Annotated in this window: 22 protein-coding genes; 17 read left to right on the top strand and 5 right to left on the bottom strand. The window is 43.2% G+C overall.

From position 1 onward, the window contains the following. Positions 1–144: 144 nt before the first annotated feature. Positions 145–840, bottom strand: a complete 696-nt coding sequence (locus BTO10_RS15160) for an NAD-dependent epimerase/dehydratase family protein (protein WP_105025079.1) — start codon at positions 838–840, stop codon at positions 145–147. 220 nt (positions 841–1,060) lie between these two features. Next, the gene (locus BTO10_RS15155; RefSeq protein WP_105025078.1) at positions 1,061–1,546 is read right to left on the bottom strand and encodes a type II secretion system protein; all 486 of its coding nucleotides are present in this window, start codon (positions 1,544–1,546) and stop codon (positions 1,061–1,063) included. A gap of 728 nt (positions 1,547–2,274) precedes the next feature. On the opposite strand from BTO10_RS15155, the gene BTO10_RS15150 reads away from it, so the two are divergent. The 9 genes from BTO10_RS15150 (at position 2,275) to btuD (ending at position 11,129) form a co-directional block, all read left to right on the top strand. Next, positions 2,275–2,886 (top strand): flavin reductase family protein, encoded by a 612-nt coding sequence (locus tag BTO10_RS15150; protein WP_004741831.1) that lies wholly within the window; start codon positions 2,275–2,277, stop codon positions 2,884–2,886. A 72-nt stretch (positions 2,887–2,958) separates the two neighbouring features. Next, positions 2,959–3,987, top strand: a complete 1,029-nt coding sequence (gene cobT / locus BTO10_RS15145) for a nicotinate-nucleotide--dimethylbenzimidazole phosphoribosyltransferase (RefSeq protein ID WP_105025077.1) — start codon at positions 2,959–2,961, stop codon at positions 3,985–3,987. Beyond that, positions 3,987–4,793, top strand: a complete 807-nt coding sequence (locus BTO10_RS15140) for an adenosylcobinamide-GDP ribazoletransferase (protein ID WP_105025076.1) — start codon at positions 3,987–3,989, stop codon at positions 4,791–4,793. Before cobT ends, BTO10_RS15140 begins: the two co-directional genes overlap by 1 nt. A gap of 26 nt (positions 4,794–4,819) precedes the next feature. Further along, on the top strand, positions 4,820–5,413 hold the full coding sequence (gene cobU / locus BTO10_RS15135) for a bifunctional adenosylcobinamide kinase/adenosylcobinamide-phosphate guanylyltransferase (protein ID WP_105025075.1): 594 nt from the start codon (positions 4,820–4,822) through the stop codon (positions 5,411–5,413). Between the two features lie 9 nt (positions 5,414–5,422). Next, positions 5,423–6,040, top strand: a complete 618-nt coding sequence (locus tag BTO10_RS15130; protein WP_105025074.1) for a histidine phosphatase family protein — start codon at positions 5,423–5,425, stop codon at positions 6,038–6,040. A gap of 124 nt (positions 6,041–6,164) precedes the next feature. After that, positions 6,165–7,961 carry a M3 family oligoendopeptidase gene (locus BTO10_RS15125; RefSeq protein ID WP_105025073.1) on the top strand — a complete coding sequence of 599 codons (1,797 nt, stop codon included), beginning with the start codon at positions 6,165–6,167 and terminating at the stop codon, positions 7,959–7,961. Positions 7,962–8,225: 264 nt separating this feature from the next. Beyond that, on the top strand, positions 8,226–9,254 hold the full coding sequence (locus tag BTO10_RS15120) for a succinylglutamate desuccinylase (protein WP_004741837.1): 1,029 nt from the start codon (positions 8,226–8,228) through the stop codon (positions 9,252–9,254). A 134-nt stretch (positions 9,255–9,388) separates the two neighbouring features. Continuing rightward, the gene (gene btuC, locus BTO10_RS15115; RefSeq protein ID WP_105025072.1) at positions 9,389–10,384 is read left to right on the top strand and encodes a vitamin B12 ABC transporter permease BtuC; all 996 of its coding nucleotides are present in this window, start codon (positions 9,389–9,391) and stop codon (positions 10,382–10,384) included. After that, positions 10,371–11,129: a vitamin B12 ABC transporter ATP-binding protein BtuD gene (btuD, locus tag BTO10_RS15110; RefSeq protein WP_105025071.1), complete on the top strand. Its 759-nt coding sequence runs from the start codon at positions 10,371–10,373 to the stop codon at positions 11,127–11,129. The genes btuC and btuD overlap by 14 nt, the downstream gene beginning before the upstream one ends. A gap of 206 nt (positions 11,130–11,335) precedes the next feature. On the opposite strand, the gene BTO10_RS15105 is transcribed toward btuD, so the two are convergent. After that, positions 11,336–12,313, bottom strand: coding sequence for a phage integrase (locus BTO10_RS15105; RefSeq protein ID WP_445656369.1), 978 nt, complete (start codon positions 12,311–12,313; stop codon positions 11,336–11,338). Positions 12,314–12,589: 276 nt separating this feature from the next. Continuing rightward, positions 12,590–13,573 (bottom strand): integron integrase, encoded by a 984-nt coding sequence (locus tag BTO10_RS15100; RefSeq protein WP_105025070.1) that lies wholly within the window; start codon positions 13,571–13,573, stop codon positions 12,590–12,592. Positions 13,574–13,916: 343 nt separating this feature from the next. Between BTO10_RS15100 and BTO10_RS15095 the strand changes: the two genes are divergently transcribed. From BTO10_RS15095 to BTO10_RS15050, 8 genes are all read left to right on the top strand, one after another. Next, positions 13,917–14,240: a hypothetical protein gene (locus tag BTO10_RS15095; protein WP_146106821.1), complete on the top strand. Its 324-nt coding sequence runs from the start codon at positions 13,917–13,919 to the stop codon at positions 14,238–14,240. Positions 14,241–14,364: 124 nt separating this feature from the next. Then, positions 14,365–15,021, top strand: coding sequence for a hypothetical protein (locus BTO10_RS15090; protein ID WP_219846858.1), 657 nt, complete (start codon positions 14,365–14,367; stop codon positions 15,019–15,021). Positions 15,022–15,108: 87 nt separating this feature from the next. Beyond that, positions 15,109–15,588 carry a hypothetical protein gene (locus BTO10_RS15085; RefSeq protein WP_105025068.1) on the top strand — a complete coding sequence of 160 codons (480 nt, stop codon included), beginning with the start codon at positions 15,109–15,111 and terminating at the stop codon, positions 15,586–15,588. A 146-nt stretch (positions 15,589–15,734) separates the two neighbouring features. Next, the gene (locus BTO10_RS15080) at positions 15,735–16,145 is read left to right on the top strand and encodes a cytidine deaminase (protein ID WP_010648722.1); all 411 of its coding nucleotides are present in this window, start codon (positions 15,735–15,737) and stop codon (positions 16,143–16,145) included. Positions 16,146–16,277: 132 nt separating this feature from the next. Then, complete coding sequence (locus BTO10_RS15070) at positions 16,278–16,652, top strand: hypothetical protein (RefSeq protein WP_105023409.1); 375 nt, start codon at positions 16,278–16,280, stop codon at positions 16,650–16,652. A gap of 128 nt (positions 16,653–16,780) precedes the next feature. Further along, the gene (locus BTO10_RS15065) at positions 16,781–17,065 is read left to right on the top strand and encodes a MazG nucleotide pyrophosphohydrolase domain-containing protein (RefSeq protein WP_025794344.1); all 285 of its coding nucleotides are present in this window, start codon (positions 16,781–16,783) and stop codon (positions 17,063–17,065) included. A gap of 140 nt (positions 17,066–17,205) precedes the next feature. Then, complete coding sequence (locus BTO10_RS15055; RefSeq protein WP_105025066.1) at positions 17,206–17,565, top strand: hypothetical protein; 360 nt, start codon at positions 17,206–17,208, stop codon at positions 17,563–17,565. A gap of 95 nt (positions 17,566–17,660) precedes the next feature. After that, positions 17,661–18,059 carry an Imm41 family immunity protein gene (locus BTO10_RS15050; RefSeq protein WP_105025065.1) on the top strand — a complete coding sequence of 133 codons (399 nt, stop codon included), beginning with the start codon at positions 17,661–17,663 and terminating at the stop codon, positions 18,057–18,059. A gap of 389 nt (positions 18,060–18,448) precedes the next feature. Here the strand turns inward: BTO10_RS15050 and BTO10_RS15040 are convergent, their stop codons facing one another. Next, complete coding sequence (locus BTO10_RS15040; RefSeq protein WP_105025064.1) at positions 18,449–19,474, bottom strand: IS110 family transposase; 1,026 nt, start codon at positions 19,472–19,474, stop codon at positions 18,449–18,451. Between the last annotated feature and the right edge of the window lie 65 nt (positions 19,475–19,539).

Here is a 19,539-nt window from a genome sequence, read left to right as displayed (position 1 = left end):
GATATATGGGCGCAAATACTGTTAGCTACAGTAGCGACCTGTAACAAAACGTAAAATAAGGAAAAGTAATTAAATAGAACGATAGGTAATATCCACTGAATGGTATGAGTGGATAAACAACATTATGGTGAATAGATGAGCTTTTTAGCGATATTTTGCCAATAAATTGAGCATGTCATTGGATGAGTAAATTTCGATATTTTGGAAATTATTTTCGAACAATCGGAACAACATGGCCTGAGCGACATCTTTTGATTGGATAGGGCGTAGGTTTTTGAATTTCCCAAACATAAAAGGCGACAGAAGTGGAAACACGCTTTGTAGCAGTTTTTCGTCGGCTCTTGGTTCTTCTCGCTCGCCAACCAATGGCCCTGGACGTGCAATGAAGAGTTGCTTGAAGCCGATACGCTTTAAGTTCTGCTCCATTTGACCTTTGCATTTGAGGTAGTGTGAATAGGAATCGACGGATGCTCCATAGCTTGATACGACCGCGACCCGTTGCACTCCCAAGAACTTCATCGACTGAGCTACTTGACTGACAAGTTCAACATCTACCTTTCGTAATGCTTCTTTCGAGCCTGCCTTTTTCTTGGTGGTGCCTAAGCAGATGATCCCAAGGTGGGGTGTGGTTTTGGTATCGTCCCAGCTGGTGACTTGCAGATCACTATGAATCAGCGTGTGGAGTTTTTCTGAGTGGAACTGTGAATCGAGTGCTCTTCGGGATAAAGCGTAAATGTGCTGTATCGCAGGCTCGTTGATGAGCAGATTCATCACATGATGACCAATTAGCCCGGTAGCACCAGCCACTATGATTGATGTCTTATCTCCAGAAATGCTCATAACTATCCCTAACGTTTACCTAAGTCACTGTTTCAATTTAAACCTTCTTGTTCAATGACGAAAACTTGTTCGCCTTTAATGTGAAGGCACGTGCAAATTAGATACGAGCGATAGGCGTTCGCTATAGGAAAGTTGTGTCGTGGGAACAAAAAAGTCCGCGTATACGGGCTTAAAGAGATTAGGCAACATAATGAACGTAATAGATTTTCAAGTTAAGAGATTAACACCCGTCATAGAATTTATTGATTGTCAGATCGCCGATGTTGATGAGTTGGGTTTGATCTAACGTGTAAGACCTAGTGAATTGAACAAAACAGTTATAGCTCTTTAGCTCTCTAAATTGCCTTTCTCTGCCCGTGTAGACTATGAGGGTTGGGTTGAATTTCGGTCCATAGCTGAGCAACTGATAGTCATCAGTCTGCATCGCGTTTTTGATATTGTCAGAATCTAATGCAATAGCGCCCCATTGAATCCATATATCTTGGTCCGAGAATTGCGCGAGCTTTTCATTCTCTAAACCTTCAATGGTTGCTTTGCCCATGACTATTTCATTGGTTGCGTTGAAGGCTCCAATGAACCCATCGAGAGTGGCTATGGTTGCGTCAGACTTGATGTTCAAAAAGCGCGGTGCTGCTGCCACAGCGATAATGCCTAAAACAGCGATTACGGCGACTAGCTCGATTAATGTAAAGCCTTTGTTCTTCATAAATCCCCTAATGGTTAATGGGGCGATACTAACAACTAGGATTCGAGAGTAAATAAACCCTAGTTACTCATAAGCTTTTGAAATATAAGGCTAAGTCTACGGAGTATGACAAGTGAGCCAATGCTTGATTTTTGGGCGGCGGAATGGCTTTAAAATGAACTGATTGTCTAACTATTGAGATTTTAATGAGCCAATGAAATCTTGTGTTGATATGATTTAAAAACTCAAAACCCCAAAAATAACAAAGCCCGTTGGGCGACGGGCTTGCTACTTTCTTCGCAAATTTTAGGTGAAGGACAGTGGGATTTTCCTTACCTTTTTGCTAGCTTTCTTGCTTGATTTATTTGGTTTCCTTTTGCTTGAGTTTGGAATCATCGCACCTCCTAAATCAATTTACTGAGCTTTACTTTTTTCAACCGGTTGTGTTGCTTGGTGTTGCATTTTGTAGCTAACAGTGTGGGTGTTCACTGTATGGGTACTTATCAATGGAGAGATTGACAAGTACTTTAGATAAAGCATAAAGGGTGCCAAAACGTAAGTTATTGATTCTTTGTTGTCATGGCTAACGAAGTACAATCTGTTAGTCTTTTTGATTCTCAAATTGAGAAAATGTCGGTTTAAACTGCTTAAATTAAGAACATCCTCTCCGCTTTAGCTGATATAACGATAGATACAGCCTCGCTTAACACGTAAACTAAATCGTAATCCCCATAGACCAAGGATGTGCTATGAACCTCAAGCTTAATACTCTTGCTCCTACTCAGATTTACCACCTGATGACGCAAACCGTTGTCCCTCGTCCTATCGCGTGGGCATTAACGGAATCTGCTGACCAAGAATACAATTTAGCACCTTTCTCTTATTTCACGCCTGTTTCAAGTAACCCGCCACTGCTGATGTTATCGGTCGGGAAGAAGCCATCGGGAGAAATCAAAGACACCACTCGTAATGCCCATGAGACGGGTAAGCTAGTTATACATATTGCATCGTCGAGTTCAGCTGAAGTGATGACTGCGACTGCAGCTACTCTTGAGCATAATGAGTCAGAAGTAACCGCGAATAACATTGAATTAGTTGAATTTGAGGGTTTTTCCTTACCGAGAGTGAAGCGGTGCGCTGTGGCTTTTGGTTGCACACTCTACGAGGTCAAAGAAGTGGGTGAAGTGCCACAAAGCCTTATCTTTGCGCAAATTGAACAGGTGTATATAGCTGAAGAGGTGATCGATAATGAGAGCGACCGCCTGAAGATAGATGCGCTCGCATTGGATCCTTTATCTCGACTAGGTGGAGGGGAATACGCCACGCTATCCAATGTATTCTCAGTGACTCGTCCTAAGTAAGTGTTATTCAATTGAGCTTCAACTGGATAATAACGCTAAACCCCATTCTGCAATCTAAGTACCAGTAATTATATGTTAGATACCAAATACTCACAGCAAATCCAACACCGTATTGATCAAAAAACTAAGCCGCTTGGGGCATTGGGTTTACTCGAAAAAACTGCCTTTCAATTAGCATTAATTCAGAGCCAAGGGCAAGATTCGGCGGCCGAACATATCGAATTGAACAAGCCGAGCATCATTATATTCGCAGGCGATCATGGTATCGCTGACGAAGGTGTGAGTATTGCGCCAAGTGCTGTCACGCAGCAGATGGTATTGAACTTCTTAAACGGCGGTGCTGCGATTAACTGTTTTTGTGCTGTGAACAATATCGATATTACGGTGATAGACACAGGCATCTTATTACCCGTTGAAGCTGATTCTTCAATGCTAGTGTCACAACGTTTGGGCACACGAACCAATAACTTTGCCAACGAAGCCGCAATGAGTTTAGAAACGGTAGAACGTGGTATTGAACTGGGCACGGAGCTTGTATCTAGTACCATTTCGAATGGCACCAATATCATCATGTTCGGTGAGATGGGTATCGGCAACACCAGCAGCGCGTCAGCGATTTTAAGCGCACTAGCAAAGCGAACTGCGGCAGAGTGTGTTGGTTTAGGTACAGGCATTAATCACGAACAACTCGCACGTAAAGTGGCGCTGGTTGAACAAGGTGTTGCGCGCTGTAAAGGGCTCGATCCTAAATCGATTTTAGCTCAAGTCGGTGGCTACGAGATCGTGCAAATGGTGGGTGGTTTCCTTGGTGCTTACCACAACAGAACGCCAGTATTGGTCGATGGTTTTATTGTGTCAGTTGCGGCGTATGTTGCGACCTTAATTGAGCCTAACTGTCGCGATTACATGATCTTTGCACATCGTTCTGAAGAGTCAGGGCACAAAATCTTATTAGAGCTGCTCGATGCTGAGCCATTGCTCGACCTTGGTTTAAGGCTAGGTGAGGGGACAGGCGCTGCACTGGCGATGCCAATCCTTCGAGCGGCGGCAGAGTTTTACAACAATATGGCGAGCTTTGAGAGCGCTGGAGTAACGGTTTAATGAGTGATAAGCCAGAAAGGTCATTGAGAGATCGCATCGCTTATCAATGGGAACTGTTTTCGTTAGCCATGGGCTTCTTTTCTCGTTTGCCGATGCCAAAGAATACGCCTTATTCAGAAGAACGTATGAACCGCTCTGGTCGCTACTTCTCTACTGTGGGCTTACTGCTCGGTGTGTTGTGTGGTGGCGTATTTTTATTGCTTGATGCTGTACTACCAAGTGCTATTGCCATCTTTTTGATGATGAGTTTCAGCTTGATGCTCACCGGTGCTTTCCATGAAGATGGTTTGACCGATATGGCGGATGGCATTGGTGGTGGCATGACGGTCGAACGCCGTTTGACCATCATGAAAGACAGCCGAATTGGCACTTATGGCGCATCTGCGTTGATAATGGCGCTGCTTGGTAAGTGGGTGCTGTTGAATGAATTGGTCAGTATGGCCGGATTGTTCATGATCATTATAACGGGTTACACCTTTAGTCGTGCGATTGCGGCATCCCTTATTTACGACATGCCTTATGTCAGCGATTTAGATACTAGCAAGAGCAAGCCTCTCGCCAATAAGCAAACTAAGGGCGAACTTGCCTTTCTTATGCTGATTGGTTTGTTGCCGAGCTTGTGGTTTGGTTTGGCGTTTACGTGTGTATTGGCATTCGTCGCTTACGTGTTCAGGGTGGGATTCAAAAAGTGGCTCATCGCGCGAATCGGTGGCTTCACAGGAGACTGCTTGGGCGCTGCTCAACAGTTAATGGAACTACTGATTTACATCGTGTTTGCCGCAGCTTTTTATAACGGCTTTATGTAACGTATTCAGGGTATTATAGGCCATACATGACAACGAAAAATCAAGCTTATCAGATTCATCGACATCTTGTTTTAGGTGGCGCACGCTCGGGTAAGTCGAGCTTTGCAGAACAACAAGCATTATGTGCGCTCGAAGCATGTTCAAATGGTCGTTTGCATTACATTGCGACCGCCACGTATCTGGACGATGAAATGCGTGATCGAATCGCTCATCATAAAGATCGCCGTTGTGCACAGTGGATAGAACATGAAGTACCTGTCGAATTAGCCGCTAAACTGCAGTCATTCAAGCAAGACGATGTGGTACTGATTGATTGCTTAACACTATGGCTCAATAACATCATTTTCGAACTGGGTGATGATGCAACGAATGCCCAGGTTGAGGCCGTGATTGAATCCCTGGTTGAAAGCGTAGAGCAAAGCCCGGCACAGATCATCATGGTATCGAACGAGGTGGGTTTAGGGGTTGTTCCTCTCGGGAAAGTATCGCGCTTATTTGTTGATAATGCTGGTCGCATGAACCAAGCACTTGCTCGCGTTGTCGAACATGTCACTCTAATAGCCGCGGGGTTGCCACTACACCTTAAGCCTTCAAATCATTCTATCAACGCTCAAGGCTAGATCACTGATATGTTCAATGGAACCACTAAAAACATCTATTTGCTCAGACATGGCAAAGTGGAAGGGAAGGCTGCGCTAAACGGTGTCTCTGACGTATTGGTCAATCCGGAGCTTCAACAACAGATTTGTGACGCTCTGGTACATCAGGGTATAGCGGTTGATGCGGTCATCACTTCACCGTTGAAGCGTTGTAGCGACTTAGCTCACTTGTACGCGGAGCGCATGTCTGTGCCTTTGTCTGTTGCTCCTGAATTTCAAGAAATGAACTTTGGCGAAGTGGATGGTATCGCATTTGATGAGCTAGAAGACAAGTGGGCAATGCTCGACACCTTCTGGCAAGACCCATCGAACCATAAGCTCAATGGTGCAGAAAGTTTACGGAGCTTCCACGAAAGAGTAACTCAAACTTGGTCGCAACTTTTGAATAACCCAAGTGACAATCTACTGCTGGTTACTCATGGTGGCGTAATTCGAATGTTATTGGCGCATTGCCTTGATTTTGATTGGAAAAATCCGAGTTTGTACTCAAAGTTGTCGATTGATAATGCATCGATAACCCATATTCAAGTCACTCAGTTCGCGCAAAGCTTTATCAGTGTTAAAGCGATAGGGCTGCCCGTACTTTGAGTGCTAAAGCACAGTTATAACAAACAATTTATTAAACCTATAAATAGAAAGATAGAAGTAAAAGGCGGTATCCATAACCGCTGTACCAGATTGGTATTACTACCTACGCGAAAGGAATTTAGTCATGACAACACCTAGCTGGGATTTAAGCATTGCTTATCGCGGTCTTGATGATGCAAAAATCGAACAGGACATTGAACTGATTCAACAGTGTATTGAGCTGTTACATCTACATGTTGAAAAGCGCCACATTATTTTGGCGATGCAAAATGCCATCCAAACTTCAGAAGCGGCTGGTACATTACTTAGCACTATCAATACCTTCGCTAATTGCCACGCGTCAGTGGATGCAACACACACAGAAGCGAAAGCGTTGCTTGGCCGTGTTGCAAAGCTTAACTCTGAAATGTCTCAAGCGTTTAGCCCTTATGAAGACACATTGATTCACGCAGAGCCCGAGTTTATAGATGCTGTTTTAGAACACGAGAGCGCCGATGTTGCAGGTCAGCGCTTTGCGATTGAGAGCTCACGTAAATTAGCCAGCAGCCGACTCAGCGTTGCAGAAGAGCAGTTATTAGCAGCGATGAAAGTCGATGGTCGTGATGCATGGGGGCGTTTATATGACAACCTAACTGGTTCTTTGAAACTGTCGCTAAAACTTGATGGTGAAGAAGAAGCGCTTGGTTTCTCACAAGCCGCTAGCTTGCTGTATGGCAGTGAATTCGATAAACAAGAACCAGCATGGCGCGCTGTTCAAGGTGCCATGAAGACGCACCAAGAGTCATTTGCTTCGATCTTAAATGCACTGGCAGGCTGGCGTCTGACTGAAAATAAAAAGCGTTCGAAAATCAGTGATGTACATTTCTTAGATCCTAGCTTGCATGGCAGCCGTATCGTGCCTGAAACATTAGACACTATGATGTCTGTCGCTAAAGCGAATCGCGAAGTAGGTCAGAAAGCGGGTCAACTAATGGCAAGAGTTCACGGCTTAGATGAGATGAAGCCTTGGAACCACTTAGCAGCAATGCCACCACTGGGTGACACTGAATCTAAGGTTTACCCTTTTGATGAAGCGATTGAGGTGATCAAAACCGCTTTTGCTGAAGTGAATCCAGAGATGGCTAAGTTTGTCGCTTTAATGGTTGAGAATGGTTGGATTGATGCGGCACCAGCAGCCAACAAGCGCTTAGGCGCCTACTGCACTAAGTTTGCTGCGACACGCACACCACTGGTGTTTATGACATGGAGTGGGAGCCGCTCTGATCTAATGACACTGGCACATGAACTTGGCCATGCGTTCCACAACTGGGTAATGAGGGATATGCCACTGTGTAAGACGCGTTACCCAATGACGCTTGCTGAAACCGCCTCAATCTTTGCTGAAAACATCGTGCGTGATTACCTACTCAAACAAGCACAAACACGCAATGAAAAGCTTGAAATGCTATGGGAAGAACTCTCTTCTTCGTTAGCCTTGATGGTCAATATCCCAGTTCGTTTTGAGTTTGAAAAAGCGTTTTATGAGCAGCGTGAAAAAGGTGAACTGACGGCACAGCAGTTATGTGATCTGATGGAAAGCACTTGGAAAGAGTGGTACGGCGATGCAATGACTGAGGCCGACCCTTACTTCTGGGCGAGTAAATTACACTTCAGTATTTCTCAGGTGAGTTTCTACAACTACCCATACTTGTTCGGCTACCTGTTCAGTAAAGGCGTATACGCTCAGCGTGATGCGAAGGGCGAACAGTTCTATGGCGACTATGTGTCTTTGTTGCGAGATACGGGCAGCATGATGGCAGAAGAAGTGGTTCAAAAACATCTTGGAATGGACCTGACTAAAGCCGATTTTTGGCAACAAAGTATCGACATGGTCAAAGTTCAAATCGACGAATTTGAAAGATTGCTCAATCAGGAAGATTAATTGATCTCAATCTGTTCATGGTAGGTCAGAGTCGTGTTAGCTTACGTGGCTCTTATCCTGCTGAACTAACCTGAAGTAACGAAAAGTCGCTTTAAATGAGAAAGTTATTTGGCACAGGCCTCGGTTTGTTAATAAGCAGGAAATATAAATATATGGGTAGTATTTGTGAGTGATAACGGAGTTTCTATTGATAAGTGCGATCCTAGCAACACAATTTCTATGTACAATTTATTAACATACGGCCGTGCAATTAAGGAGTAGCGCATGACGAAGACCCTATTTCGCCAATCATTTCTTTTTGACAGCCTAGATCTTGAACAAGAAGTGTTTGCAGGACAGACCGTACTGAGTAACGGTGTTCAAATTAAGCTTCATCAACGTGGTGTATTGGAAGTCATTCCCGCGGATTACAATTCTGAAACCAAGAACATCATCTTTTCAAGCGGTGTACATGGCGATGAAACGTCACCAATGGAGCTGATTGATAAGCTCGTTGAAGATATTGAAACAGGCTTTCAGGCAGTGAACGCTAGATGCTTGTTTATCATAGCTCACCCAGAAGCAACCAACGCGCATACCCGTTTTCTTGATGTGAATATGAACCGTCTGTTTGATGACAAACAGTACGAAAGTAATCGAGAAGTGGATATCGCCCAGAACTTAAAGTTTTTGGTGACAGAGTTTTACAAAGAAACCAAACCAGCAACCCGCTGGCACTTAGATCTACACTGTGCAATCCGTTTGTCTAAGCATTATTCATTTGCAGTGAGCCCTAAGGTTCGCCACGAAGTACGAAGTAAAGAGTTATTCGACTTCATCAACAGTGCTCACGTTGAAGCCGTGTTGCTGTCGAATGCGCCAACCAGCACCTTCAGTTGGTACAGTGCAGAGAACTTCGAAGCGCAAGCTCTGACTATGGAACTTGGGCAGGTTGCAAGAATTGGTGAGAACCAACTTGATAAGCTAACCGCTTTTGATTTAGCAATGCGTAATTTAATCGCGGAAGTAGAGCCAGAGCACCTACCAAAGCCAACCATTACTTATCGAGTGAGCCGTACTATTGTTCGTTTACATGATGATTTCGACTTCATGTTCTCAGACTCTGTAGAGAACTTTACTGCCTTTAAGCACGGTGAAGTCTTTGGTCATGATGGTGACAAACCATTGATGGCAAAGAACGAAAACGAAGCGGTGGTGTTCCCCAATCGCAATGTTGCTATCGGTCAACGAGCAGCTTTAATGGTGTGTGAAGTGGAAACGCGATTCGACCATGGTCAGTTGGTTTACGATTAATCGGTAGAAGTGCTGACGGTTCGTTGAATAACCGCTCAACTGGTTGAAATATCAAGGTTCACATTACGGTGTGAACCTTGAGTTTATTTGGGGATACAGGTAAGGTTACGCGAACAATTTCAAAGTAGCTTGATATGGATTTCCAACAACTTCTTCACCAAAAACAGCGTAAATGGATGCGAGCCATTTATCTGATGGCAGCACTGCTTATCGCGCTGAGTGCTATTTACCTAATGGTTGGCGATCTCTTCATTTCCCCTCTGGGCACCTTGTCCACATTAGAACAAAAACTACTGATTGATTTACGCTTACCTCGATTATTGGCGGCGATTGCCATCGGGGCAGGGCTAGCTGTATCTGGCGCAAGCTTACAAGTCTTGTTAGGTAATGTATTAGCAGAGCCGGGTGTGCTCGGCATTTCTGGTGGTGCAAGCCTCGCCATGGTGATTGTGTTGTTCTTCTTGCCGTTTGCTCCTACCCCTGAACTCTTCATGGTCGCTGCGGTGTTAGGGTCACTCTGTTTCACAGTGATTCTGGTGAGCATGGTAAAAGCAATGCGGCTCACCACGACCAAGCTGCTGCTGGTGGGGGTAGCACTAGGTATTCTTTCTGGTGCGATGGTGACATGGGCATTCTACTTCAGTGATGACATGAGCCTTCGTCTCTTGATGTACTGGCTAATGGGTAGTTTAGGCGGCGTGACTTGGTATCAACACTCGCTGACATTAGTGATGATTCCTGTGATTATCTGGTTGTGTCTGCAAGGCAGTAAGCTCGACAAACTGATGATCGGTGAGATCCATGCGGCGCAACTTGGCGTGAATGTGCCTAAGTTACGTTGGCGCTTAATCTTCGTAGTATCCATTTTGGTTGGCTTTGCGGTGGCGTTGGGCGGTGTAATCAGCTTTGTTGGCTTGGTTGTGCCACATTTACTGCGTTTAGCAATTGGCACCGATAATAAATATCTACTGCCTTTGTCTGCAGTTGCGGGGGCTGCGCTGCTGGTGTTTGCTGATATTTGCGCACGAACCTTACTTGATTCTGCAGAATTACCTTTGGGTGTGATGACCACAAGTATCGGTGCACCTATCTTCATTTGGATGTTAATTAAAAATCATGATTCAAATTAAGAGCCTGAGCGTCGGCGCTCGTTTATTACCACTATCATTTGAGGTCAAGCCGGGCCAAGTAACTCATGTTATTGGGCCTAATGGCAGTGGCAAGAGTACTTTGCTGGAAGCTATTTCGGGCATTGGTGACAGCTATAAAGGCGATATCAAGCTCGATGAGAAGGACCTATCTGACTTATCGTTACAGGACCTATCATTGCACCGTGCCTACTTGTGTCAGAGTGCAAGACCGGCTTTCAACTTAGAAGTATTCCAATACCTGGCATTATCGCTACCAAGCTCGTCACAAGGGCTTAATACTGAAATCAATGCAGCCTTGGAAGAGATAACCCAGATGCTCGACATTGCGGATAAGCTTCATCGCTCAATCCAAGCTTTGTCAGGTGGTGAGTGGCAGCGCGTCCGATTGGCGGGGATGTGCTTACAAGTTTGGCCAACACTTAATCCATACGCGAAGTTACTGATCTTAGATGAACCTGCGGCACCGTTAGACATTGCGCAAGAGGCGTTACTCTATAAGCTCATTGAAAGAGTGGCACAAAAGGGCATCGCCGTAATCATGGCAACCCACGACCTTAACCGCACCCTAAGACACGCCGACCAAGTGCTACTGCTCAACAAAGGCGTTTTACAAGCTTCTGGTACCGCGGCAGGGGTACTGACTCCAGAACAACTTGAGTCTGTATTCAACACTCAAGTGAAAAGTGTGGCTGTTGATGGAATTATGGTATTGCTGTTTCAATAAACCAAGGGGCAGTCAATTGAAAAATAAAACCCTAAGTTTTATCGATATTGATGCTATATGCTTGTAAATTATTGATTTTATTTGACTTACCTGTTGTTTGGGATGCGTAAAAAGATGAGAAAAGCCGACTAAATCAGACTATAACCGAGATTTGCCGCCACTTTGTAGCCACTAATTTTCTAGTGGATTTAGTTCAACGGCTTGTATTAGTGCTCTGGTGCGAAGTGCGCATAAGTCATAGTTTGCTCTATCTTCTGGTGACCCCAAATACGCTGTAACACCAAAATATCGCCACCATTCATCATAAAGTGGCTAGCAAAGGTATGTCGAAAAACGTGAGTGGCTTGTCCTGCGGGTACATGGTTTGGTAATGCTCGTTTAACACACATCCAAGCCTTTTTGTAATTGACATTGAATATGGCGTGACTGCTTACTGAGTTCCTTAAGATCTCTTCATACAGAGTAGGGGAAATAGGGACGGATCGATTCTTTTTACCTTTCGTTTCAGTGAAGGTCAGCTTGTATTTTGTTATTTGAGAATGTTTGAGTGAAAGAGCCTCTCCTATACGGCATCCAGTAGCCAAACAGATTTTAGCGACAACATGAATCTGTTTTGCTGGAAGGCTGTCATCAGCAGCTAAAGCACTAAGAACGTTATGTATTTGCTCTTTTGTTAAGTAGCTAAGTTCTTTCTCTGCAATTTTGACGAGTTCAATATCCGCTAAAGGGTTCGGTAATTTCCATACATCATACTTGATTAGTCGATTAAACATTGAACGTAAGGTTTTTAGTTCGATGTTTTGATTAGATGATGAAATAGCAACATTTGGGGGGTTACGATGGTAGCTCACACGATTGGCGCGATAGGCCAAATAGTCTTTTTTCGTGAATAGGTGTGCTATTGGGTTATTGAGCATGGCGATCGTTTTAGCCATAAGATTATAGGAGTTCTGACCTGTTTTCACCGTATGGCCGTGAACCTCCCACCAGGTATCAAGCAAGTCTTTCAACCTGCGATTGTCGACCTTATTAGCTAACCACGGCTTGTCGTTCACCTCACTCATCGTGAAGTGTTCAAATGCTGTCGCTTCTCCTTTGGTGGCAAAACGCTTTCTTATACGCTTTCCATCTCTCCCGCTGGGATAGCATTCGCATATCCATGGCTTTTTTGATCTGTCTTTCAAATTTCTGACAGAATAGCAAACCTTATAATACTGTATTTATAAACAGTATAATGGGCGTTCAAAAGCAGAGCAATGTTTTAAATTGAGGTTGGGGAACATCGTACTTTCGGCGTAATAAACATGAGTAGAGTTCTAGTTCGTTTTCAAGATAAGAACCACCTTTGTTGGCCTTACTAAACTCAAAAATGCCCCAAAGTGTGTTTAGATTGTTTACTCCACTCAAGTATCTGTTCCAAATAAGCCCTAATTTTTCTTATGTTTGGTTCATGGCAAGGATCATTGGTTTTCCTTATAGTTTTCAATAAAGATTTTATTTAGTGGGCTTACAGTACCCGCAAAATGTTCGCCAATAACATGGGTATAGATTTGTGTCGTCGCTACATCTGAATGTCCTAATAGCTCTTGGACTGTACGAATATCTTGCCCCGAGCGCAGCAGTTCGGTAGCGAAGCTATGACGGAAGGTATGGCATGTTATTCGTTTATTAAAGATTTTAGCCTGTTGCACCGCTCGTTTGAGAGCCTTTCTTGGTGCAGAATCGTGTAAATGATGCCGACAAAGCTTATTAGTCAGTGGGTGCCGACAGATGCTTAAAGAAGGAAAGATAAACATCCAAGCAATTTGTTTAAAAGCGTTCGGGTACTTTTTACCAAGGGCGTGTGGAAGCGAGGGACCGATGCCTTGTTTGATATCTTCTTCTTGTATTTTTGACGCTTTCTGAATTTGCAATTGAAGAGAACCAATTAACGTTGGGCTAAGTAAAGTTACGCGATCTTTTTTTCCTTTCCCATCTCGCACGGTTAAAGATAGGTTTTGTAAATCAAGATCTTGAACTCTAATTCTCAAACACTCATTAACTCTAAGTCCAGAACAATACAACAGAGAAAAAATGATGTGATTAACACCAGAAAGGTGTGACAGTATCAGTTGGACTTCATTTGGCGTAAGTACGCTCGGAACCTTGCGCTGCTTTTTAGCATAAGTAAAACCTAGATCACCAAGCGGTCTTTGTAAAAACTGGTTGTAAAGGAACGCAATCGCATTAAGCGCGACTTTTTGAGTGTTGATAGCGACGTGTTGTTCATTAGCAAGATAAGACAGATAGGCTGTTACCTCAGTCGTTCCCATATCTTGAGGATGCTTTAGCTTGTTAAAGCGAATGAAGTATTTTATCCAGTATATATAGGCCTTTTCTGTTTTGAGACTATAGCCTCGCATTCGCATGTGTCTACGGATTTCTTCAATGAATTTGCTTGCCATTTCCCACATCCCAAAACTGTTTTTTTATACAGTTTATTGGTGTTAGAAGGAGTTTGAGTATGAAAAACGGCTTGTTTTATCAGGAGTAGTGGCTCATTTTGTCGGCAGAGCAATTAGTAAGTCGTTGTTAATAGGTAAGTTGAAGCAAGAACCCCCCAAGATAACATGCCACGTAAAAAGTGATAACAGGCCGGCTCGTTTTTATGTGAAGGTAAAATAATAAAATTTATGTATATTCTCTATTTTTTAATGGTTTATGTTAGATTGATTGTAAGTTAGGTTGGAGGGAAAACGAGCCGGCCTGTTATTAAGAATGTTAGCTGCATACCCAAATCGAGAATTTATGGTTGCAATAGGTTTATATTTATTGATCTTCGTGCTTTCTTTAGTGGCGATTGTATTTAGTGTCTACGCTGCTGGCATTGAGGGTAATATTATCCATTTGGAAAACGGTAGAGAGCCGAATGCAGGTGTGTCTCTATTCGGCTATATTTCGTTCCCGATATTTTTTGTAGGTGCGGCTTATCTAGGTAATACGTTGTCTTATGGGGTAGGTTGGTACATAAGCTTTGGCTTGTTTTTGATTATCTTTTTATACTCAGCTTTTACAATCCCAAGAAAAATAAAAAAATACAATGTCTTACTTAAACAAAGAAAATGCAGCTAACAAACGGCTCAAATCGACCTCCACTACGTTGCTCGTTTTGTGCTTTTCCGCTACGCTCGCACAAAACCATCAACTCCGTTTCGGCGATTTAGCCGGGCGTTATGCTTAAAAAGGAGCTTAGTAGTTGAGTTCGCTATCCAATCAAATAGACGAAATATTGCTAGAGCCGATGAAGATTCCAGATTTCTTCGAAAAGCTCTTCAGTTGGATTGAAAAAAACGGCTTCTACGAAGATACGGAAGATGGGAGGGTTGGTTATCTATACCCAATCAGCAAGCTTAGATCTGAGTGGGGAGACAATCAAAGGCCTGGCGGAACATTAATTGAATTCTACGCCGAGAAAGACTGCGATTTATTTTATTTCATAAATGAAAAAACAAAGGGCCGACTTCGGGTCTTCGCCAGAACTGGTGGTGATGGGTCAATGGCTGCGTTTTGGATTGACGATCAAGGGCAACAAAGGATTGTACATATAGGCTCAGGTTCTGGATCTATGCTGGCTTGTGTCTTGTGTGATGACCCTCTGGACTTCTTGAGACTCATTGCCATAGGTTACGATGAAATCTGCTGGAATGATGAGTTTGAACTTACACCTAGCGAAAGCTTTAAAAATAGTAACTTTGTGGTTCAACCAAATTTGAAATATCAGGATTGGCTAGTTCATGAGTTTCAAACCTCCATCCCAAGAAAGGCAAGTGACATAGTTAAAGAACCTGCAGAATTTGGAGATGAAGACTCGAACGATCCGTTTTGTAAATGGTTAATAGAAAATGACGCATAACAAAGCCAGCCAGAAGGACCAAAAAACCGCCGCTTCGCTCTGGTTTTTCGGCCCCTGCTGGCGGCGTTATGTAAAGGCTCGATTTAAATGAAGTGTTTAACCATCAGTGACGATGATATCAACTTCAAAGCAAGCAAATGGATTCTAGAAGAGTTGTTATCTGCTGGGTGCGATAGTTTCTCTTATGAAGAGCTTGATTCTAAGTGTGATGACTCAATATCCTTCAAAGATAAGCTAAGACGCGAGCTATCAAAATATAGTCTTGGTGTTTGTAAAGTCCAGACGCTCTTTTACAACCAAGGGGCTGACAACTGGTATAAAGAGTCGAAAGTCTACGCGTTCAACCGTGACTCGATGCCATTGATAATTGGAAACATGGGCAACAACCTTTTGGACTGGGATGTTCATTTGAACAAAGGAGTTGCGAATTGGCATTTCTACAAAGGTGGTACTCTGTTAGCTGGGGTAAATGTCGACGATGATTTTATATCAGTTAATAATCCAAGCGTTCACTTGATAGAGTTGCTGGAAAAGATGGGCATCGAGTATAGCATTGCTTTTACATAACAAGGGCTTAAAGGGGACAAAAACACTGGAACATTTTTTAGTTTTTTCTAATTTTGGCGCTTAAGGTGGTTGTTTCACACTAGTATTGTGTTTTTAGCCCCTTAAGCTGACGTTATAGCGCACGATAAAATTGAATATGGATGGTCATGGAAAATATCGAAAAAGAGCTGTATCAAGCAGCAATAGAACTAGTAAATATGCGATATCCTTCTGGTTGGGGTGGTGCTGCGGCTGTTAGAACAGAGTCAGGAAAAATATTAACAAGTATTGCTCCTGATATTAAAAACGATGCTCTTTCACTATGCATGGAAGTGGGTGCTTATTTAGAGGCTCACAAACTCAATGAGCGAGTGACTCACTCATTATGTCTGTGTCGTGAGAACGAGAACGATGAATTTCTAATCTTGTCACCATGCGGAGTTTGCCAAGAGCGTCTTGTCCACTGGGGTGGGGATGTCAAAGCAGCTATAACAACTCCAGAGAATGCATTGGTTTTCAAAACTATACGAGAATTAATGCCTCATCATTGGTCACTTGTAAACGGCAAAGCGCTATAACAAACTGTTCAAGAGTGATTCGCAACGCGTGGCATTTTCACTATGCGTTGCGTTTGGTGTTTAAGGTGGTATGTGGGAGCATCGGTATTGCGTTGCTCACACCTTTACAGGGCGTTATGAGTAAATTCGAGTATGCAGTATCAATTGAACTATGAGAATGAAATTAGGTTTGGTCCAGCATATTACTCATTAGAGATTGAGGGAAAAAAAGTACCTAACTTCTTTTATGGCTTCTCTCGTAGTGAATTATTAAATGGCCGCTATTTAGTTATTGAAGAGTGGCTGACGACTGACTATAAAAAGGGTCCAATAACTAGAGTTGCGATCTTTGATTTAGAAAATAAATTAGTATCTCGTTTAAAGGTTGTAGAAAAAGGTTTCGTTGGTAGCTTCAAGCTAAACAATAATATCTTTTCTTACCATAAGAATTACCTCGCAAAAGGTAAAGTAGTCGAGTCAGAATTAGAATGGGACTCAATTAAAGAGTGGAGCTCCATTTACTCATAACAAACGCTTAAACCAAAGGACGCAAAACAGCAGGCTTGCGCTCCTTCGTCGCTAATTTTAGCCTGCTATTTTGCGCCGGTTAAGCGAGGCGTTATACGCTTAATAGAAAATGATACAAAAAGGACGTTATGAAGTTATCTGAGTTACAAAGTCATATAAAAGAATTCGATTATGCGCCAGAGCAATCTGGACACTATTTTTTAAAACTAATCGAAGAAGTTGGCGAATTATCGGAATCTATTCGCAAAGGTAAAAGTGGGCAACCAACGCTAGATGAACTTAAAGGTTCAATCGCAGAAGAGTTATATGATGTCTTGTATTATGTTTGTGCTTTAGCCAATATTCACGGTGTAAACCTTGAGAAAACGCATGAACTAAAAGAAGTTCTGAACAAGGTTAAGTACAACCGCTAGAACGCGTATAACAAATTGTTCAAGAGGGATTCAGCACGCGTGGCATTTTTACTATGCGTTGGTTTTAGTGATTAAGGCGGTATGCGGTAGCATCGGTGTTGCGTGCTTCACCCCTTAACAAGGCGTTAGCTGCTAAAAGTATGATTGAGAAAATTGATGCAACAGAGCGGCTTGTGAGGCTGCAAAAGAAAGACAGGTTTAGCGATAGGCTTATGTTTGGTGCTGCACCTACATACTGGTGCAAAGCTTGCGATGACATAACCATTTTCAAACTAAATTGGCGCAAGGCATTTGAACCATCCGGTATCGAAGATGAGTTCAATAAAGCAATGGGTAAATTAATGGCATGGGAGCAGGAGTATTGCAATTTCCATTGTCGTATTTGTAATCAACCAGTACGCTGTGTGTACGACATCAATGAATTTGCGATGTCCTCTTATCATTATTACCCCACAACCATTTATTTATACCAGCAAGGGCAGCTAACAAGTGCAGTCTAGGGACGTAAAAACCGTCGCTTCGCTTTGGCTTTTCCGCCCCAGCTGCAAGCGTTAGGCACAAATTCATAATTATCGTTAAAACGTAAAGGTTATACATGAGCAACCCCCCTGTTGATGAAATTTATAAAAATGTCCCTGGGGATGGCAGCCCTGATTGGGAACATACATTTTATGGCCACTTATCCGAATATGGCGAGTGGGACATTGAGAAATTTTGGATTTTTCACAAAGCGCTTATAGAAGTAGGAATGCTTGTTAAAGAAGGTACCAGTGTCGACAGAAATCTAGCATATGCACTGCTTTATATTCAGCATGGAGTCCTTGTTCATATCGGTTCCCACTTTAATTCTCGTGTTAGTTGGAAATTCGAGTCAATTGATGATGAAGAGTTACGCGACTATGCCGAAAGGTTTCAGTTAGCAATACTTGGTGCAATTTCAGGGGATATTGTTCCAGAATCGTCTTTTGACCTCATAAACCCGTTGATCAAGTAGTGCCTAACAAAGCATTTAAGAGTGACTCACAACGCTTGGCGATCTTAGTTTAAACTTGGTTTTAGTGTTTAAGGTGCAATGGTTTAAGCTAGGTGTTTAGCGTTGTTCGCACCTTAATGCGGCTACATGGATTCCCCCGGTTGTCAAACATCCGCTAAACTTATGTTGATGGGTTTTGGACTGTCGCTCTACATTCGGCCTATTTATCGACGATTCGCATACGTCGTGGCCCTGATGACTTTGCGCGACTGCGGTGCCTTATTCGTTAGATGACATCTAGTGTGTCCGCCGCATTAACAGGCTCTCCGCAAGTGGTCTTAACCTATCTCCATCATTAGCGTCTGCAATGACCCGGTGGGTTTAACTCTTTATGCTGCTTAAGTTTTTACTTAAGCAGCATAGTTTTCATATTCTGTTTGATTGTGTAAAAGCGACCATATAATTCGTGCGTTCTTCGCGGCAAGTGCCACTATAGCTCGGTTCATTCCTCTTCGTTCTAGAACGCCGCGACACCACTGACTTAACTTATCTTGCTTGTCGCCAAGGTTGGCAATCATGGTCCTTGCGCCGTGAACTAATAATGTTCGTAAGTATTTGTCGCCGTGTTTGGTTATCCGGCCTAAACGAGGCTTTCCTCCTGTGGAATATTGCTTTGGTACTAAGCCTAGCCATGCAGAAAAATCACGGCTTTTATCAAATTGAGTGCCATTGCCTATCGAAGCGAGTATCGCAGTCGCGGTCTGAGGACCAATGCCCCGAACCTTCATCACTCGTTGAACATTAGTGCTGACCTTAGCAAAAGAATCGAAGACTTGCTCAGTATCGGCGATACGTTGATTGAGTTCGTCAAGGTGATGATAAGCATCGGCTATCACCGTTCTTGCGAGGTGTGGCAGTTCATTTTCTGCATCTTCGAGCATTAAGGGAACCTGTTTCATCAATGAAGAGCGACCAACAGGAATGATTAATCCGAATTCAGAAAGCAGGGCAAGCATGCGATTCATAAGCGCGGTGCGTTCACGAACCCAATGTTCTCTCATTCTATGTATCGATAGGATGGCTTGTTGCTCGGGGGATTTTACGGGCACAAAGCGAGTTGATGGGCGCTGAACAGCTTCGCATATGGCAGCAGCATCATTAAGGTCGTTCTTTCCCTTAGTTCGATAAGGAACTACGTATTTAACGGCCATAATACGTGCGTCGTGACCCAGTTTATTGAGTGTTCTTGCCCAATAATGTGCACCACAACACGCTTCAACGCCTATACGCATGAGTGGCATATTTGCTATTGTAGTCAGCAGTTTAGAGCGAGTTACTGACTTATGAAGTATGACCTTACCGTTTTGGTCTACGGCATGAAGACTAAAGTGGTTTTTGGCTAGGTCGATACCGCAGAAATAAGAATAATTAGACATGGTGCCTCCGGTGCAATTAAGTACCACATAAGTGTGGCAGATCCTCGGTAGGGGGAATCCATGTC

This window comes from Vibrio chagasii, from assembly GCF_002954585.1.
In the GTDB taxonomy this organism is placed as follows: domain Bacteria; phylum Pseudomonadota; class Gammaproteobacteria; order Enterobacterales; family Vibrionaceae; genus Vibrio; species Vibrio chagasii_A.
Note: the sequence above shows the minus strand (reverse complement) of the source record. Positions and strands in the feature narration are given on the sequence as shown.

What these genes read in the sequence shown, in the direction of transcription:
- BTO10_RS15160 (WP_105025079.1), bottom strand. Translation starts at nt 840, where the DNA reads ATGAGCATTTCTGGAGATAAGACATCAATCATAGTGGCTGGTGCTACC.
- BTO10_RS15155 (WP_105025078.1), bottom strand. Translation starts at nt 1,546, where the DNA reads ATGAAGAACAAAGGCTTTACATTAATCGAGCTAGTCGCCGTAATCGCT.
- BTO10_RS15150 (WP_004741831.1), top strand. Translation starts at nt 2,275, where the DNA reads ATGAACCTCAAGCTTAATACTCTTGCTCCTACTCAGATTTACCACCTG.
- cobT (WP_105025077.1), top strand. Translation starts at nt 2,959, where the DNA reads ATGTTAGATACCAAATACTCACAGCAAATCCAACACCGTATTGATCAA.
- BTO10_RS15140 (WP_105025076.1), top strand. Translation starts at nt 3,987, where the DNA reads ATGAGTGATAAGCCAGAAAGGTCATTGAGAGATCGCATCGCTTATCAA.
- cobU (WP_105025075.1), top strand. Translation starts at nt 4,820, where the DNA reads ATGACAACGAAAAATCAAGCTTATCAGATTCATCGACATCTTGTTTTA.
- BTO10_RS15130 (WP_105025074.1), top strand. Translation starts at nt 5,423, where the DNA reads ATGTTCAATGGAACCACTAAAAACATCTATTTGCTCAGACATGGCAAA.
- BTO10_RS15125 (WP_105025073.1), top strand. Translation starts at nt 6,165, where the DNA reads ATGACAACACCTAGCTGGGATTTAAGCATTGCTTATCGCGGTCTTGAT.
- BTO10_RS15120 (WP_004741837.1), top strand. Translation starts at nt 8,226, where the DNA reads ATGACGAAGACCCTATTTCGCCAATCATTTCTTTTTGACAGCCTAGAT.
- btuC (WP_105025072.1), top strand. Translation starts at nt 9,389, where the DNA reads ATGGATTTCCAACAACTTCTTCACCAAAAACAGCGTAAATGGATGCGA.
- btuD (WP_105025071.1), top strand. Translation starts at nt 10,371, where the DNA reads ATGATTCAAATTAAGAGCCTGAGCGTCGGCGCTCGTTTATTACCACTA.
- BTO10_RS15100 (WP_105025070.1), bottom strand. Translation starts at nt 13,573, where the DNA reads ATGGCAAGCAAATTCATTGAAGAAATCCGTAGACACATGCGAATGCGA.
- BTO10_RS15095 (WP_146106821.1), top strand. Translation starts at nt 13,917, where the DNA reads ATGGTTGCAATAGGTTTATATTTATTGATCTTCGTGCTTTCTTTAGTG.
- BTO10_RS15085 (WP_105025068.1), top strand. Translation starts at nt 15,109, where the DNA reads ATGAAGTGTTTAACCATCAGTGACGATGATATCAACTTCAAAGCAAGC.
- BTO10_RS15080 (WP_010648722.1), top strand. Translation starts at nt 15,735, where the DNA reads ATGGAAAATATCGAAAAAGAGCTGTATCAAGCAGCAATAGAACTAGTA.
- BTO10_RS15070 (WP_105023409.1), top strand. Translation starts at nt 16,278, where the DNA reads ATGCAGTATCAATTGAACTATGAGAATGAAATTAGGTTTGGTCCAGCA.
- BTO10_RS15065 (WP_025794344.1), top strand. Translation starts at nt 16,781, where the DNA reads ATGAAGTTATCTGAGTTACAAAGTCATATAAAAGAATTCGATTATGCG.
- BTO10_RS15055 (WP_105025066.1), top strand. Translation starts at nt 17,206, where the DNA reads ATGATTGAGAAAATTGATGCAACAGAGCGGCTTGTGAGGCTGCAAAAG.
- BTO10_RS15050 (WP_105025065.1), top strand. Translation starts at nt 17,661, where the DNA reads ATGAGCAACCCCCCTGTTGATGAAATTTATAAAAATGTCCCTGGGGAT.
- BTO10_RS15040 (WP_105025064.1), bottom strand. Translation starts at nt 19,474, where the DNA reads ATGTCTAATTATTCTTATTTCTGCGGTATCGACCTAGCCAAAAACCAC.